15 protein-coding genes are annotated in these 16,149 nt (G+C 66.1%); 12 read left to right on the top strand and 3 right to left on the bottom strand.

Annotated features, from left to right (window positions below):
- Window positions 1-16: 16 nt before the first annotated feature.
- Genes C6Y44_RS20265 through C6Y44_RS20250 form a run of 4 tightly spaced genes read left to right on the top strand, consistent with a single transcriptional unit; the run spans window position 17 to window position 4,834 of the window.
- Window positions 17-928 carry a VOC family protein gene (locus C6Y44_RS20265; protein WP_088898882.1) on the top strand — a complete coding sequence of 304 codons (912 nt, stop codon included), beginning with the start codon at window positions 17-19 and terminating at the stop codon, window positions 926-928.
- Window positions 925-2,580, top strand: coding sequence for a flavin-containing monooxygenase (locus tag C6Y44_RS20260; protein ID WP_192378518.1), 1,656 nt, complete (start codon window positions 925-927; stop codon window positions 2,578-2,580). The genes C6Y44_RS20265 and C6Y44_RS20260 overlap by 4 nt, the downstream gene beginning before the upstream one ends.
- Window positions 2,580-4,577, top strand: coding sequence for a flavin-containing monooxygenase (locus C6Y44_RS20255; RefSeq protein ID WP_159417616.1), 1,998 nt, complete (start codon window positions 2,580-2,582; stop codon window positions 4,575-4,577). Before C6Y44_RS20260 ends, C6Y44_RS20255 begins: the two co-directional genes overlap by 1 nt.
- Window positions 4,574-4,834: a hypothetical protein gene (locus tag C6Y44_RS20250; protein ID WP_159417617.1), complete on the top strand. Its 261-nt coding sequence runs from the start codon at window positions 4,574-4,576 to the stop codon at window positions 4,832-4,834. The genes C6Y44_RS20255 and C6Y44_RS20250 overlap by 4 nt, the downstream gene beginning before the upstream one ends.
- 53 nt (window positions 4,835-4,887) lie before the next feature.
- Here C6Y44_RS20250 and C6Y44_RS20245 read toward each other — a convergent pair whose 3' ends face one another.
- On the bottom strand, window positions 4,888-6,096 hold the full coding sequence (locus C6Y44_RS20245; protein ID WP_159417618.1) for an NADH:flavin oxidoreductase: 1,209 nt from the start codon (window positions 6,094-6,096) through the stop codon (window positions 4,888-4,890).
- Between the two features lie 54 nt (window positions 6,097-6,150).
- Window positions 6,151-6,795 carry a TetR/AcrR family transcriptional regulator gene (locus C6Y44_RS20240; RefSeq protein WP_159417619.1) on the bottom strand — a complete coding sequence of 215 codons (645 nt, stop codon included), beginning with the start codon at window positions 6,793-6,795 and terminating at the stop codon, window positions 6,151-6,153.
- A gap of 79 nt (window positions 6,796-6,874) precedes the next feature.
- Here C6Y44_RS20240 and C6Y44_RS20235 point away from each other — a divergent pair, with 79 nt between their 5' ends.
- The 7 genes from C6Y44_RS20235 (at window position 6,875) to C6Y44_RS20205 (ending at window position 13,526) form a co-directional block, all read left to right on the top strand.
- Complete coding sequence (locus C6Y44_RS20235) at window positions 6,875-7,723, top strand: SDR family oxidoreductase (RefSeq protein ID WP_088898906.1); 849 nt, start codon at window positions 6,875-6,877, stop codon at window positions 7,721-7,723.
- A gap of 118 nt (window positions 7,724-7,841) precedes the next feature.
- Window positions 7,842-8,735: an SDR family NAD(P)-dependent oxidoreductase gene (locus C6Y44_RS20230; protein ID WP_159417620.1), complete on the top strand. Its 894-nt coding sequence runs from the start codon at window positions 7,842-7,844 to the stop codon at window positions 8,733-8,735.
- Window positions 8,736-8,737: 2 nt separating this feature from the next.
- Complete coding sequence (locus C6Y44_RS20225) at window positions 8,738-9,622, top strand: SDR family NAD(P)-dependent oxidoreductase (RefSeq protein WP_159419135.1); 885 nt, start codon at window positions 8,738-8,740, stop codon at window positions 9,620-9,622.
- 50 nt (window positions 9,623-9,672) lie between these two features.
- Window positions 9,673-10,158: a hypothetical protein gene (locus C6Y44_RS20220; protein WP_225623617.1), complete on the top strand. Its 486-nt coding sequence runs from the start codon at window positions 9,673-9,675 to the stop codon at window positions 10,156-10,158.
- 118 nt (window positions 10,159-10,276) lie between these two features.
- Window positions 10,277-11,149 (top strand): alpha/beta hydrolase, encoded by an 873-nt coding sequence (locus C6Y44_RS20215; RefSeq protein ID WP_225623616.1) that lies wholly within the window; start codon window positions 10,277-10,279, stop codon window positions 11,147-11,149.
- Window positions 11,150-11,268: 119 nt separating this feature from the next.
- The gene (locus C6Y44_RS20210) at window positions 11,269-12,981 is read left to right on the top strand and encodes a 3-ketosteroid-delta-1-dehydrogenase (protein ID WP_159417621.1); all 1,713 of its coding nucleotides are present in this window, start codon (window positions 11,269-11,271) and stop codon (window positions 12,979-12,981) included.
- Window positions 12,982-13,010: 29 nt separating this feature from the next.
- Window positions 13,011-13,526, top strand: coding sequence for a hypothetical protein (locus tag C6Y44_RS20205; RefSeq protein WP_159417622.1), 516 nt, complete (start codon window positions 13,011-13,013; stop codon window positions 13,524-13,526).
- Between the two features lie 25 nt (window positions 13,527-13,551).
- Here C6Y44_RS20205 and C6Y44_RS20200 read toward each other — a convergent pair whose 3' ends face one another.
- Window positions 13,552-14,343: an FAD-binding oxidoreductase gene (locus C6Y44_RS20200; RefSeq protein WP_159417623.1), complete on the bottom strand. Its 792-nt coding sequence runs from the start codon at window positions 14,341-14,343 to the stop codon at window positions 13,552-13,554.
- A gap of 197 nt (window positions 14,344-14,540) precedes the next feature.
- Between C6Y44_RS20200 and C6Y44_RS20195 the strand changes: the two genes are divergently transcribed.
- Window positions 14,541-16,094, top strand: a complete 1,554-nt coding sequence (locus tag C6Y44_RS20195; RefSeq protein ID WP_159417624.1) for an AMP-binding protein — start codon at window positions 14,541-14,543, stop codon at window positions 16,092-16,094.
- Window positions 16,095-16,149: the final 55 nt, after the last annotated feature.

Below are 16,149 nucleotides of genomic sequence, written 5' to 3'. Positions count from 1 at the left end.
ACTCGAAAGGAATTCTGTGACTGAGATCAAGAGCCTCGGCTACGTTCGCGTCCAGGCCACCGACATGGCGCGTTGGCGCGAGCTCGGGTTCGATGTGCTCGGCTTCGCGCCGGGCACCGGTCCGGAGGACGACGCACTGCACTTCCGCATGGACGAACGTCCGGCTCGGATCACCGTCGAACCGGGCGACACCGACCGCGTGACCGCGGTCGGCTGGGAAGTCAGGGACGGTACCGCCCTCCGGGCTCTCGCGGACCGACTGACCACCGCGGGATACGAATTCGAGGCCATGCCTTTCGAGATGTGCGAGCGGCGGCGCGTCGAAGGTGGCCTGATCATGAAGGATCCGGGTGGCACCCCGCTCGAGTTCTTCTTCGGGCCGGCTCTCGACCACAGTCCCGTCGTCACACGCTACGGACAGAAGTTCGTGACGGGACCACAGGGCCTCGGGCACGTCGTCATGCCCACCACCGCCTTCGACGAATCGTTCCATTTCTACGTGGACGTGCTCGAATTTCTTCCGCGAGGGGCGTTCCGGTTGCCGACTCCTCCCGGTATGGACCCGATGCGGATCCGGTTCCTCGGTGTCAACCAGCGCCATCACAGTCTGGCCCTCATGCCCAGCCCCGAGGATCGGGACCCGGGCCTCGTCCACGTGATGGTGGAGGTCGATTCGCTCGATGCAGTCGGCCGTGCCCTCGATCAGGTGACCGCCCGGGACTTCCCGGTATCGTCCACGCTGGGTCGCCACACCAACGACAAGATGGTGTCCTTCTACGTCCAGGTCCCCGGCGGATGGGACATCGAATACGGCACCGAGGGCATGCTCGTCGACGAGACCTATTACACGGCCGAGGAGATCACCGCCGACAGCTACTGGGGTCACGAATGGCTGTGGGCCAAGCAATTGCAGGAGGCGACCGAATGATTCCCGTGACCACCTCGAGTGACGTGGACGCGGTCGTGATCGGCGCGGGCATATCCGGGCTGTACGCCGTGTACAAGCTCCGGAAGCGCGGGATGACCGTCCACGGTTTCGAATCCGCTGCAGGAGTGGGAGGAACCTGGTTCCACAACCGCTATCCGGGTGCCCGCTGCGATGTCGAGAGTATCGACTACTCGTACTCCTTCGACGAGGAACTGCAGCAGGAATGGACGTGGACCGAGCGGTTCGCCACGCAGGAGGAGATCCTGGCGTATCTCGAACACGTGGCGGACCGGCACGACCTGCGAAGCGCCTTCGAGTTCCTCACCCGGGTGGTGTCGACCGTGTACGACGAGGAGTCTGCGCTGTGGACCATCACCACCGACACCGGTCGATCGGTCAGGGCGCGATTCTGCATCATGGCCACCGGGGTGCTGTCGGCGACGAACCGACCCGACATTCCCGGTTGCGACACGTTCGCGGGCGAGTCCTACCACACCGGTGAATGGCCCCACGAGCCCGTCGAATTCACCGGTAAGCGCGTCGGCGTGATCGGAACGGGTTCGTCGGGCATCCAGTCGATTCCTGTGATCGCGAAGGAAGCGGACCACGTCTTCGTATTCCAGCGGACCCCCAACTACTCGATCCCGGCCGGCAACCGGCCGCTGACCGCCGAGCAGATCGCCGAAGTCAAGGCGACGTATCCGGAGCGTCGGCGACTGGCACGGATGAGCGGCGGAGGCACACCGTTCACGCCGTACCCGAAGGGCGCGATGGAGGTCGACGAGGCCGAGCGTCGCAGGGTGTACGACGAGTGGTGGCAGCGTGGAGGTTACCTCTTCGCGAAGGCGTTCCCCGATCAGATGATGGACCGCCGGGCGAACGACACGGCCCGCGAATACGTCGAGGCGAAGATCCGGGAGATGGTCGAGGACCCGGAGATCGCGAACCAGTTGATCCCGAACGACCACCCCATCGGCACGAAGCGCATCGTCACCGACGACGGGTACTTCGAGACGTTCAACCGCGACAACGTGACGTTGGTGAACCTGCGCACCACTCCGATCGTCGAGATCACCGAGAGCGGTGTGCGCACGAGCGAGGATCACCATGCGCTGGACATGATCGTCTTCGCGACCGGATTCGATGCGATGACGGGTGCGCTTGCCCGGATCGACATCCGAGGCCGCGGCGGGCGCACCCTCCGTGAGGAGTGGTCCGCAGGACCGCGAACCTATCTGGGGCTCGCGTCCCACGGGTTCCCCAACATGTTCTTCATGGTGGGTGCGGGCAGCCCGAGTGTGCTGGCGAACATGGTGCTCATGGCGGAGCAACAGGTGGACTGGATCTCCGACTGCCTCGACCATCTCGACGAGCACGATGCCGCCTCGATCGAACCGACCGAACGGGCCGTCGAGGAATGGGTCGCCGAGTGCAACGAGAAAGCCGCCGGCACCCTGTTCCCCTCGGCGAACTCCTGGTACATGGGCGCCAACATTCCCGGCAAACCACGGGTGTTCATGCCGTACATCGGCGGATTCGCGAACTACGGCAACATCTGTGCCGAGATCGCGGCAGCCGGTTACAAGGGATTCGAGATCGTCCGGCGAGCGGCGATCGAGACACCCACCGAACTCGCGTCGAAGAAGGGCTGATGATGACCGAGACGATCTCCCTCGGCTCGGGTGCCGAGGACGTGGAGGACCGCGAAGGCCGGCTGCATGCCGCCATCGACGTATGCGATCCGGCACCGCTACTCATGTCCCTGGTCCACGCCACCGGCGACACCACTCTGCTCGACGAGTTCGCGCCACGCCTGACGATCGGCGAGCCGGGAAACCACTACCGCACCGGGACGCGTCCGACGACGCCGCCGGGGCAGTACCCGGACGACGTGGTCGCAGATATCCGGGCGCGTGCCCACGAACTGCTCACGCCGGATGCCGAGGACCGGCTGGGTGTACCCGAGCCGGAGCTGTTCCTCCGGATGGCGACGGTCGCGACCTCGGAGCGTGTCGACGAGGAGTTCGTTCCGATCCTCCGGGAACAAGCGGGCTTCGTCCTTTCCGAACGCTGCGTCCCGGTCACACGGAAACCGGCGCCGGAATTCTCCGTGATCGTGATCGGTGCCGGCATCGTCGGCATCAATGCCGCGATCAAGCTCGGTGAGGCCGGCTTCACCTACCGTGTGTTCGAAGCCCGTGACGAGATCGGCGGAACCTGGTCGCGCAACACCTATCCCGGCGCCGCCGTCGATACACCCAGCCACTACTACTCGTATTCGTTCGAGCTGAACCCCGGGTGGTCCAAGTACTACCCGACGGGTACCGAATACCAGAAGTACCTGAAGGGGGTCGTCGACACCTACGGAATTGCGGAGAACATCTCCTTCCGTACGCGGGTGCAGTCCGCGCGGTGGCTCGACGATCAGCACGTATGGGAGGTGACCGTCGAATCCGTCGACGGAACCCGCGAGGTGCACCGCGCCAAGGCCGTCGTGACAGCGCTCGGGATGCTCAACTCACCGAACATCCCGGACGTCGACGGTATGGACACCTTCCGCGGCACCGTCGTGCACACCGCCGAGTGGGACGAGAACCTCGACCTCACCGGCAAGCGCGTCGTCGTTCTGGGCACCGGATGCACGTCCGTCCAGGTGGTCGCGAGCATCGTCGACCGAGTCGAATCGCTCGACGTCGTGGTGAGGTCGCCGCACTGGATCGTCCCGGAGAAGGCCGTCGTGAACGAGGTTCCGGACGGCGAGAAGTGGGCGTTGGCGCATCTTCCTCGGTACCACGAGTGGTTCCGGTTGCGCTCCTACTGGTTCGCATCGGACAACCTCTACGTGATGCCGCGCATCGACCCCGAATGGGCGAAGACGCACTTCTCGGCCTCACCGGCGAACGAGATGGTGCTGCAGACGGCACTGAACCACCTGCACGCCAACTTCCCCGACCGTCCGGATCTCGTCGAGAAACTGACACCCGACTTCCGTCCCTACAGCAAGCGGATCGTCAAGGATCCGGGCTTCTACGCGGCGCTCACCCGTGATCACGTGACCTTGCACCGCGCGTCGTTCCGGGAGGTGACACCGGAAGGCGTGGTCACGACCGAGGGCGAGTTCGTACCCGCCGACGTCATCGTTCTCGCAACGGGTTTCAAGCTGGAGTTCACGACTTCGATCGACATCGTGGGGACAGGAGGACGCACCCTCGCCGAGCAGTGGAAGGGCGGTGACGACCCGCGGGCGTATCTGGGCATCCAGGTGTCCGGTTTCCCGAACCTCTTCGTCACCGCGGGTCCGAACTCCGCGCCCAACCACGGTGCCGGCCACAACATCCTCAGCGAGGAGCACGTCCACTACATCGTCGAGTGTCTGCAGTACCTCGTGGAGAACGGGCACGACGCGATGGATGTGCGGCAGGATGTGCTCGACGAGTACAACCGCAGGGTGGACGAGGCGCTGGACAAGACCGTGTGGGTGCATCCCGGTGCCGAGACCAACGGCTACTACCGGAACAGCGAAGGACGCGCCGTCGTACCGTGCCCGTGGCGGCTCGTCGACTACTGGACCCTGCTCCGCGAACCGCATCCCGACCACTTCGAGTTCATCGACCCCGCGCGCGTGGGCGGAAAGGGAACTTCGGCATGACGATGCAGGCACTGTCGTGCGAGAAGTGCGGAGTCGGTGTGCTCGTCGAGAAGTTCAGCCCTGCCCACACCTCGATCCAGTGGGAATCCGATACGTCGGAGTGCCCGCTCATCTCGCGGAGCGGTTCGGCTCCCGGTGATCACGGCCGGGAGTGCAGCGCGCTGCGCGACAGCATCGACCGTGCGGTCGCGCAGCGCGTGCTGACCGAATCGCGCATCGAACTGCCTGTCGGGCAGAAGCTGCCCCGATTGCACTGAGAGCGACGACGGGCCCCGCAGCAGAACCGTGCTGCGGGGCCCGTCTGCTGCTGTCAGGAGAGGGATTCGACGACCAGCGGGCACCGCGTTCCCGTGAAGATGCTGGCCGCGCATCGATTGCAGTGGATGCACAGCGACCGGGTGTCCCTGTCCCGCTGGATCTGCGCGATCAGGTCCGGTTCGCGCAGCAGTGCCCGGGCCATCGCGACGAACTCGAAACCCTCGCGCATCGCGACCTGCATTCCGTCGAGATCGGTGATGCCGCCGAGCAGCACGAGCGGCAGGTCGAGTTCGTCGCGGAACTGACGGGCGTACTCGAGGAAGTACAGCGGCTCGTACGAATAATGCTGGAAGACGAAGTTGCCGAACATCTTCATCCCGAGTTGCAGGATCGGAATCTGTGTCTCGGCCATCTCCCGCAGCGGTACGTCTCCGCGGAACAGATACATGGGGTTGAGCAGCGACGAACCGCCGGTGAGTTCGAGTGCGTCGAGGTGACCGTCGGATTCGAGCATCTTCGCGAACGGCAGGGATTCGTCGAGCCAGAGTCCGCCAGGCACCCCGTCGGCCATGTTCATCTTGGCCAGCACGGCGATCTCACCGTCCGCCGCCTCCGCAACGGCGGCGACGATACGGCGGGCGAACTCGGCACGGTTCGTCAGGGAGCCGCCCCAACGGTCCTTGCGGCGGTTCACCTTCGGGCTCAGGAACGAACTGGCGAGGTAGTTGTGTCCGAGATGGACCTCGACCGCGTCGAATCCGACTTCCCGGGCGTATCGTGTCGCTTCACCGTGCGCGGCGATGATCCGTCGGATGTCGTCCTCGCTCGCCTTCCGGTCGATGCTCATCGACAGGGGATTCGGGCGCGCGGAGGGCGCCAGCGAGGGGAGACCGTTCGATCGCGAGTTGGCCACGGGGCCGGCATGGCCGATCTGGGCGGACACCTTCGCACCGGTGGCGTGCACGGCATCGGTGAGCCGTCGGAGACCGTCGAGGGCCTCCGGGCGCCAGTAGATCTGATCCTTCTCGGTGCGCCCTTCGGGTGCCACCGCCAGGTAGGCAACGGTGGTCATCCCGACGCCTCCTTCACCGACCCTGACATGGAAGTCGACGAGGCGGTCGCTGACCAGGGCGTTCGGGCTGGCGCCCTCGAATGTTGCGGACTTGATGATTCTGTTGCGCAGGGTGATCGGTCCGAGGCGCGCAGGCGCCAGCGGATCGACCGTGGGCGCGGTAGCAGATTCGGGGTCGACTGTCGTCATGGTGATCTCCGTATTCTCGGGCTGTGAGAGGAATTCCAGGCGGAGAGTGCTGATTCAGGCGGGACGTGCAGAGGAGCGGGGGACGATGTCCATCCAGCGCAGCATCGCGTCGACGGCGTCGGCAGGATCCCCGTGGGCACCCTCTTCCGCCCACTCCGTCAACGCCGCGAACGCCGCGGCCTGGTATGCGGTCGCCAACGCGCGCGCGATCGCTGCCGGGACTTCGGGGACGCGTCGGCCGATGTAATCGGCCAGTTCGGTGATCCACGGCCGGTACGCCTCCGACGACATCGCGGCGAGTTCGGGTGTGCCCGCGATGAGGCGGAGCCAATCGCGTCCGACGCGCTGGATGTGCGGACGGTGCGAGATCGATTCGACGATCGCCGTGCGTACGGCATCGGTCAGTGGAGCGGTCTCGGGTGCGACGGAGAGAGATGCGCGCAGCCGTTCGGTCGCGGGAGCCACACCGATCCAGGCGATCGCGGACTTGACGGAGAAGTGCCTGATGAGGGTGCGGGCACTGATCCCGGTCGCTTCGGCGAGGTCGTTCCAGCTGGTGTCGGCATATCCCTGTCGGGACCAGAGGCGGAAAGCAGCCTCGGCGATCGCTTCGGTATCGATGACCGATGGTCGGCCACGCCTGCGTCCACCCGCCGATTCGGTGGATGCTTTCGGCGGATCGGAGGATTCCTGACGCACATTCCGAGAACACCATTTTTGTCCTACTCTGTCAAATATCTTTCACCGAGAAACGGTGCGTGAGAACGAAGGAGACGACGTGGGCGTCTATGTGGTGACAGGATCTGCATCGGGCATGGGGCGCGCCGTCGCAGAACAACTTCGCGCCGCCGGGCACACCGTCATCGGTGTCGATATCGGAGAGGCGGAGGTTGTCGCGGACCTGTCGACACCGCAGGGCAGGAAGGGCGCCGTCGAGAAGGTGCTCGAGGCCGCCGAGGGCCGGCTGGACGGCGCCGTGCTCGCTGCGGGTCTCGGGCCGGCGCCCGGCCCGGAACGCCCCCGGCTCATCGCGGAGGTCAACTACTTCGGGGTCGTCGACCTCCTGATGGGTTGGCGTGCGGCCCTCGAAGCAGCGGGCAACGCCAGGGTGGTTGTGTTCTCGAGCAATTCGACGACCACCACGCCCGCTGTACCGGGTCGGACGGTCAAGGCTTTTCTGCGAGGGGACGCGGACAAGGCGGTGCGATCGGTCCGGCTGTTCGGCAAGGTCGCGCCTGCAATCATCTACGCGGCGTCGAAGATCGCCGTCAGCAGATGGGTTCGCCGCACCGCCGTGCAGCCGGAGTGGGCGGGTGCCGGTATCCGGCTGAACGCTCTGGCGCCGGGAGCGATCATGACACCGCTGCTGGAGAAGCAGTTGTCCACTCCTTCCGAAGCGAAGGCGATCCGCTCGTTCCCCGTACCGGTCGGTGGCTTCGGTGATGCCGGACAGCTTGCTGCATGGGCGGTCTTCATGCTGTCGGACGCTGCGGATTTCCTGTGCGGCAGCGTGGTGTTCGTCGATGGTGGTTCCGACGCGTACTTCCGTGCCGACGACTGGCCCCGGTCGGTTCCGATTCGCGGGCTTCCGTCCTATCTGCTCCGGTTCCGCAGATCGGGGAAGTAGTCGGAGTGACCTCCCGCACAACGGGAGGGAACGGTCCGCCCGTACGGGCTGCGGCATAGCTTCGGAGTGGTTCGACGAGAAGTCCGAGCACACAGACGAACAGGCAGCAGGAACCGACATGACACAACGACTGACCGGACGTACCGCTCTCGTGACCGGAAGCAGCCGGGGGATCGGCCGGGCGATCGCGCGACGTCTCGCATCCGAAGGTGCCACCGTAGTGGTCACGGCTCGTTCCATGTCCCCGTCCCGATCGCTCCGGGACGGGCAGGAGCACGTACTCGAGGGCACTCTGGAAGAGACGGTGCAGCTGATCGAACAGGCCGGTGGTCGCGCAGTGCCGATCGCGGCGGATCTCGAGGACCGCGACCAGCGCGCGGGACTGATCGACGCAGCGGCGGACGCCGTCGGAGGGCTCGACATCCTGGTCAACAATGCGGGATTCGCCGATTACTCGTCGATCGAGAAGATGAGCGAAGAAACGTTCGACAGGACTCTGGAGCACTACCTGAAGGCTCCCTTCCTCCTCTCGCAGGCCGCCATCCCTCACATGCGCAAGTCCGGTGCGGGGTGGATCGTCAACATCGGCTCGTCCACCGGTGTGAGCCCGATCCGCCCGTTCCGCGAGTACAACAAGACCTCCGGTGACGTGATCTATGCGTCGGCGAAAGCTGCTCTGCACCGGTTCACCCAAGGCCTCGCCGCGGAACTCGTCGACGACAACATCGCCGTCAATGCGGTCGGGCCGTCCACGGCGATCATGACCCCGGGCGCTGCCGCACTGCTGCCCGAGGGGTACGAGACGGAACCACCGGAATACCTGGCGCAGACCGTCCTGGAGATGTGCACCTTGCCCGCCGCCGAACGTACCGGTCTGGTGGGCTTCAGTCTGCATTTCCCGTGGTCTCAGGGGATCCCGGTGAAGAGCCTCGACGGCAAGGACGAACTGCCTCGCCGCGAGCCGCCTGCCTGGTGCAATCCCAACATCGCCGACGACGGACTGAGGGCGTGAGCATGCAGACGAGCAGTGCGCGGGAACGGTTCTCCCGGGGCGTGGCCGTGGTGACCGGCGCCGCCGCCGGTATCGGTGAAGGTCTGGTACGGCATCTCTCGTCACTGGGAATGACGGTCGTCGTCTCGGATATCGACGGCGGTCGAGCGGCGAAGGTCGTCGACGAGATCGTCGCCGCAGGGGGCAAGGCGGAACCGTATGCCGTCGACGTCGCCGACCCCGACGCTGTCGAGACGATGGCGAGCGAGGTCTTCGAGCGTCACGGCAGCGTCGAACTCCTGGTGAACAATGCCGGCGTCGAGTCGGCCGGCCTGCTGTGGGAGATCGACCGCGAGCGGTGGCAACGGCTGATGCAGATCAACGTCGATGGTGTCTTCTATTGCTTGCGATCGTTCGTCCCGCGGATGATCGCAGCGGGAACTCCGTCGTGCATCGCCAATCTGTCGTCGGTCGGTGGACTGAATGCCGTTGCGGTGCAATCCCCGTACATCGTGAGCAAGCATGCGGTGCTCGCGATGACGGAGTGTCTGCACCAGGACCTGGCCATCGTCGGTGCACCGATCCAGGTGAGTGCCGTGATCCCGCATTCGATCCGGAGCGAGATCTTCCTGTCGGCGCAGCGTGAGGCACCCACGGACAACCCGACGGCGAACGCGGTGTTCGCGGCCATGCAACGCGACAACGTCGAGAAAGGGCTCGATCCGCTCGTCGCTGCCGAGCACATGGTCGAGCAGATCGCGCGCGGCGAGTTCTGGATCCACTCGGATGACGACCTGTGCATCGCCGCAGTACATCGGCGTGCGCACCAGCTTCTCGATCTCGCGCCGCCGGCCGACCCACAGGCGATGCTCACACGAATGGGTATCGCCGCCGGACGCGACCGGTGACAGAGCTTCCGGATTCCCCGACCATCCGTCCCGACTTCCAGGAGAGTTCCATGAACGAGTCGACCGTGGATCCGGGCACCGTCAGCGCCCTCGTCGCGGCCTGGTGGTTCCATTACGACGAATGGAATCCCATCGAACTTCGGGCGCTCATGGCCGACGACATCGCCTTCAGTTGCGCGAGCGACACGGGTGAGACCGACTACGAGGACTTCATCCGCGTCGACGTGCGTGGCGCCGCCAATGTGATGGCATGGAAGGACGACCACCGGCGCAACAGTCCTTATCCGCTGCGTCACAACGGCACCAATGTGTTCGTCACCGGCGTCGCGGACGGAGAGGTCGAGTTCTCGTCCTACATCTTCGTCACCAAGATCGTCGACGGTAGGCCGTTCAACGTATCGAGTGGCATCGTGCGCGGCAGCATCCGGGCCACCGAAGCGGGACCGGTCTTCAGTGCTGTCCACGTCGTCCTCGATACCCAGGACTCGGTGAGATACGCCGATCACTTCGCAGAGGTGTCCGCGCGAGTTCTCTGATCCGAACGGCCGCCGCCGCGATCGGAACCGTCCCGGCCCGTACGAGACGTCGACGAAACGAGAACATATGCCGCTCTCACCGGAAGCACAGCGGGTGGTCGATGCATCTGCAACACGCATGGCAAGACCCATGCACGAGACGCCTGTGGAGGATCTGCGTGCCGCTCTCGCTGCACACGCGATTCCGGCAACGACACCCATTCATCATCGACAGGACAGCGTCGTTCCCTCTGCCGGTGGTGGCGTTCCCGTGCGCATCTACCGGCCGTCCGACGACCCGGGGTTGCCGGTGGTGCAGTGGATGCACAGTGGAGGATTCGCCGTCGGAAATCTCGATCAGAACGAGGAGTACCTGCGGAAGCTGAGCAACGCATCCCGGTGCGTCATCGTCTCCGTGGACTACCGGCTGGCGCCGGAACACCCCTGTCCGGCGGCGCTCGACGATTGTCGGAGTGTTTGGGAATGGATCACCTCTGCGCCCGATGAACTTCGGTCCGTCGACGTGACGCGAGCAGTGATCGCAGGCGAGAGTGCCGGTGGCACTCTGACCTTCGCGTTGGCCCAGCAACTCCACGAGACCGGCCTTCCATGTCCGCTCGCGCAGATCTCCCTGTACGGGACTGCGGTGATGGAGGTGACCAATCCCGAGTACGCCACGGCACTGCTGTCCCCGGAGGATTGTCACTGGTTCTGGGACATGTACGTGCCGGATCCCACCGACCGGCGTTCTGTGCAGGCATCTCCGGGCCTCGCCGGCGACCTGGTCGGCCTGCCGCCCGCCTTCGTCGCCACCGCCGAAGTGGACCCCACGCGCGACGGCACCGAGGAGTACGCGCGGCGTATGCAGGAATCCGGTGTGCCGGTCGAACTACGGCGGTACGACGGGATGATGCACGGTTTCGCGACCATGACAGCCGTGCTACCTGCTGCGGAGGAGTTGTTCCACGAGATCGTCGCCTACCTCTCCGGTGTCTTCGCCTCGCCGGAATGATCGGACGGCCGGAGACCGATCGTCCGTCCTCGCGTTCTCCCGGTGATCGGGATCACGCATGTTACGACTCCCGGAGCTGCCATACCGTCCGGAAGACAACGATGTGAAGGAGACAGTCGATGGCCAAGACCCCTGTACCGGCCGTGACCACAGCCCGCGACACGACCGTGGACCTGCTCGTGATCGGGTCCGGTACCGGCATGGCCGCCGCGCTCACCGCGCACGAGGCGGGCCTGTCCGCCCTCATCGTGGAGAAATCGGCCTACGTCGGCGGATCGACCGCCCGTTCCGGCGGTGCGTTCTGGGTGCCGGCCAATCCGGTACTCGACGCGGCGGGAAGCGGCGACACCATCGAGCGCGGCCACACCTACGTGCGGACGGTCGTCGACGGCACGGCGCCGGTCGAGCGGGGCGAGGCCTTCGTCGACAACGGTGTCGCCACCGTCGAAATGCTCCAGCGCACCACCCCCATGAAGCTGTTCTGGGCAGAGGGCTACTCCGACTATCACCCCGAACTGGCGGGTGGTTCGGCGGTCGGCCGCAGCTGCGAGTGCCTGCCCCTGGACCTGTCGGTCCTCGGTGAGGAGCGCGGTCGACTGCGTCCCGGCCTCATGGAGGCGAGCCTGCCGATGCCCACCACCGGTGCCGACTACAAGTGGATGAACCTCATGCTGCGCGTGCCGCACAAGGGTTTTCCGCGCATCTTCAAGCGGCTCGCCCAGGGTGTCGCCGGTCTCGCCGTCAAGCGTGAATACGTCGCCGGTGGACAGGCGATCGCCGCCGGACTGTTCGCGGGTGTGCTGAAGGCCGGTGTGCCGGTGTGGACCGAGACGTCGCTGGTGCGTCTGCTCACCGACGGCGACCGTGTCACCGGTGCCGTCGTAGCGCAGAACGGACGTGAGGTGACGGTGACCGCGCGTCGCGGGGTGGTGCTCGCCGCCGGCGGGTTCGACCACGACATGGAGATGCGCCGTAAGTTCCAGTCCGAGCGTCTGCTCGACCACGAGAGCCTCGGGGCGGAGACCAACACCGGCGATGCGATCAAGGCGGCCCAGGAGGTCGGTGCCGATCTCGCCCTCATGGACCAGGCCTGGTGGTTCCCCGCCGTCGCGCCGACCCGCCCGGGCAAGCCGCCGATGGTCATGCTCGCCGAGCGATCGCTGCCCGGCTCGTTCATCGTCGACCAGACGGGACGCCGGTTCACGAACGAGTCGTCCGACTACATGTCGTTCGGACGGCTGGTGCTCGAACGCGAGCGTGCCGGCGATCCGATCGAGTCGATGTGGATCGTCTTCGACCAGAAGTACCGCAACAGTTACGTCTTCGCGGCCGGGGTGTTCCCGCGCCAGCCGCTCCCGGAGGCCTGGTACAAGGCGGGCATCGCTCACCGCGGCACCACCGCTGCGGAACTCGCGGCGTCGATGGGCGTGCCGGTGGACGCCTTCGCCGCGACGTTCGGCAAGTTCAACGAGGACGCGGCGGCGGGAACGGATTCCGAGTTCGGACGTGGCGGCAGTGCCTACGACCGCTACTACGGTGACCCGACCGTCCAGCCGAACCCGAACCTGCGACCCCTGACGCACGGTCCGCTCTACGCGGTGAAGATGACGCTGAGCGATCTCGGCACGTGCGGTGGCGTGCGCGCCGACGAACGGGCGCGGGTCCTCCGCGAGGACGGCAGCCCCATCGCCGGTCTCTACGCCATCGGCAACACCGCGGCCAACGCGTTCGGCCACCGCTATCCCGGTGCCGGCGCCACCATCGGGCAGGGCCTGGTCTTCGGGTACATCGCGGCACGCGACGCAGCATCGTCGGACGCACCGGTCGCCTGAGTGGACGATCCGAGAGGTAGGGAGGGCATGTGACGATCACGAACGGGAACGTCCGTTCCCTCCCTACCGTGCTGTCCCTCTGGGGAGCCGGGCCACACCTCGAAGACGGCCCGGTGGACGAAGTGGACGTCGTGTTCTTTGCGCCACCCACCACCGACGCGCTGACCTGCCGGGCCCGCGACAACCGTGACGAGGTGTCCGGCCGGCTCGACCGGACACTCGGATACGTCGATGAGATCGGGCGGGTCGTCGCCGAGGTCTTCGTGTCCGGATCGGCGCGTCCGGGCGGTGAGCACGGTGTGCCCACCCCGTACGCCGACGAACTGCTGCATTCGGTTGTCGAACGGTTCGACCTCGCCGATGTGCGGCGGCTCCGGATGCGCTTCTACGAGCACTCCGCGGGTCCCGGATCACCGACCTGGTCGGTGACCGTGTTGCAGCGTTACCGCACCGATCACGAGAACGTCGAGGACGTCGCGCTCGTCGGCACGGACTCGTCCCGGTCGGTCGTCGCCCGTGCCTGGGTGACCGCGGCCGCTTCGTAGAGCGCCGGCCGGTGCGCCGGGGCACTCAGTACGGGTCGTAGCGGATGTTCTCGACCGGGGTACCGGTCTCGATCAGCCGCTGAGCGGTGGTGCGCACCATGGCCGCCGGGCCGCACACGAGCACCTGGTGGTCGCCGAACGCACCGTAGGACGTGACGACCTCGTCGACGCTGCCCTCGAGCAGTTCGTCGGGGTCGGGTCCGAACTCGTCGATGCGCGGGGCGATGCGGTCGAACCAGGGGTCGGGGATGTCGGGGATCTCGAGGGTCTCCACGACCGGCACCACCGTCAGCCACGGCAGCGCCTCCGACAGGAGCATGAGCATGTCGGCGGCGTACAGGTCGCGCGGGTTGCGGGCGCCCGTGAACAGGAAGGTGCGGGGCGGATCCGGGCGACGCGCCGTGTCGAGGATCAACGACCGCAGCGGCGCGAGGCCCGTGCCGCCGGCCACCATGATGACGATGCGGCCCGTGTCGTCGATGTGGAGGTCGCCGCCGCGGGCGGCGCCGATCTGCCACACGTCGCCCGGTTGGGTGTCGACGACGATCGCGCCGCTCACCCAGCCACCCGGGACCGTGCGCACGTGGAACTCGAGCTTGCCGTCCAGCGACGGTGGCAGCGCGGGGGAGAGGCGACGCGGCAGCGTGGGACGTTGCGGCACGGCCACGTCGACGTACTGTCCGGGGCGGAAATCGACGATCGCGTCGTCGCATTCGAGACGCACGACGGCGAGGTCGTGCCGGAGCCGATGATGTTCGACGACGGTTGCGGTGACTGCCGTTTCGGTCTCGCTCGGTGACGGCGTGGCCGACTGCATGCGTGATCCCCCGGTGGTGTGCTGTGACGTGCCCAAGACTCTAGGCGAGAAATCGGCGAAAAGGCAGAGTGGAACGTGTTTCAGTTTTTGGCTTCGAGCGGTTATCGTGACGAACGGCAGGTGATGGTCACCACAGCGGAGAACGCCGACCGGTGACGTCACACAACGGACCGTCACAGCACACCGGAAGGACGACCATGCCCGAGGAGTACGCCGACCTCTACCGCCCCGCATTCACGCCCGATCTCCTCATCACCGCGCTCGACCGCAGCGCCGACCGGCCCGCCCTGCACCTCGGTGACGTCGTCCTCACCGGAGCCGAGATGCGCGCCGCCATCAGCCGGTTCCAGCAGGCGCTCGCGTCCGTCGGGGTCGGGCAGGGATCGGCGGTGGCGATGCTGTCCAAGAACCGGCCCGAGGTACTCATCTCGATGGGTGCCACGATGGTCGCCGGCTGCCGCAACACGGCCCTGAACCCGATGGGCTCGCTCTCCGACCACCAGTACATCTCGACCGACGCCGAGATCGAGACCTTGATCTTCGATCCCCGGCACTTCGAGGAACGCGCCGCGGAGCTGCGCGAGCAGGTACCGACCCTGAAGAACCTGTTCTCCCTCGGCCCGTCCTCGGTGGGTACCGACATCCTCGCCCTGTCCGAGCAGTTCACCGAGCAGCGGCTCGTGTCCGCACCTGTCGACATCGAGGACACCTCATCCATCGTCTACACCGGCGGCACCACCGGGAAACCGAAGGGTGTCATGGGCTCGTTCCGATCGGGAGCGGCCCTGAACCAGATCCAGATGGCCGAGTGGCAGTGGCCCGAGCAGCCACGCTTCCTCGTGTGCACCCCGCTCTCGCACGCCGGGGCGGCGTTCTTCGTCCCCACGCTCCTGCGCGGCGGATGCCTCTACGTGCTGCCCCATTTCGATCCCGCGCTCGTGCTCGAAACGATCGAGAAGCACCGCATCAACGCGACCATGCTCGTGCCGACGATGATCTACATGCTGCTCGACCATCCCGATTTCGACGGCCGCGACCTGTCGAGCCTCGAGACCCTGTTCTACGGCGCGTCGGCCATGTCGCCGTCCCGCCTACGCGAAGGAATCGAGCGGCTCGGTCCGGTCTTCTTCCAGTTCTACGGTCAGTCCGAATGCGGCATGACCATCTCGGTGCTGCGCAAGGAGGAACACCTCCCCGACGATCCGAGCCGCCTCGCGTCGTGCGGGCGCCCCGTGCCGTGGCTCGACGTCCGCCTGCTCGACGACGACTTGAACGAGGTGCCGCAGGGTGAACTCGGCGAGATCTGTGTGCGCGGCCCGCTCGTGATGAAGGGCTATCTGAACAAGCCGGAGGAGACCGCCGAGGCGCTGCGCGGCGGATGGCTGCACACCGGCGACGTCGCGCGTGCCGACAAGAACGGCTTCATGACGATCGTCGATCGTAAGAAGGACATGATCGTCACCGGCGGCTTCAACGTCTTCCCCCGCGAGATCGAGGACGTCATCTCCTCGCATCCCGCGGTCGCGTCCGTGGCCGTCGTCGGGGTGCCGGACACCAAGTGGGGTGAGGCCGTCAAGGCATGCGTCGTGCTGCGTGAGGGCCAGTCGGTGCCGGCCGAAGAACTGATCGAGAAGGTGCGTGCCGCAAAGGGCTCGGTGCACGCCCCCAAGTCGGTCGACTTCCTCGACGCGCTGCCGCTGACGCCGCTGGGCAAGCTCGACAAGAAGACGCTGCGGGCGTCCTATCGCTGACCCTGCATTCGTGACAGCCGCTCCCGGCAATCGACCGTGATTGCCGGGAGCGGCT

Source organism: Rhodococcus rhodochrous, from assembly GCF_014854695.1.
Lineage (GTDB): Bacteria > Actinomycetota > Actinomycetes > Mycobacteriales > Mycobacteriaceae > Rhodococcus.
The sequence above is the reverse complement of the archived record's forward strand: the minus strand, read 5'-3'. Positions and strand labels throughout refer to the sequence as shown.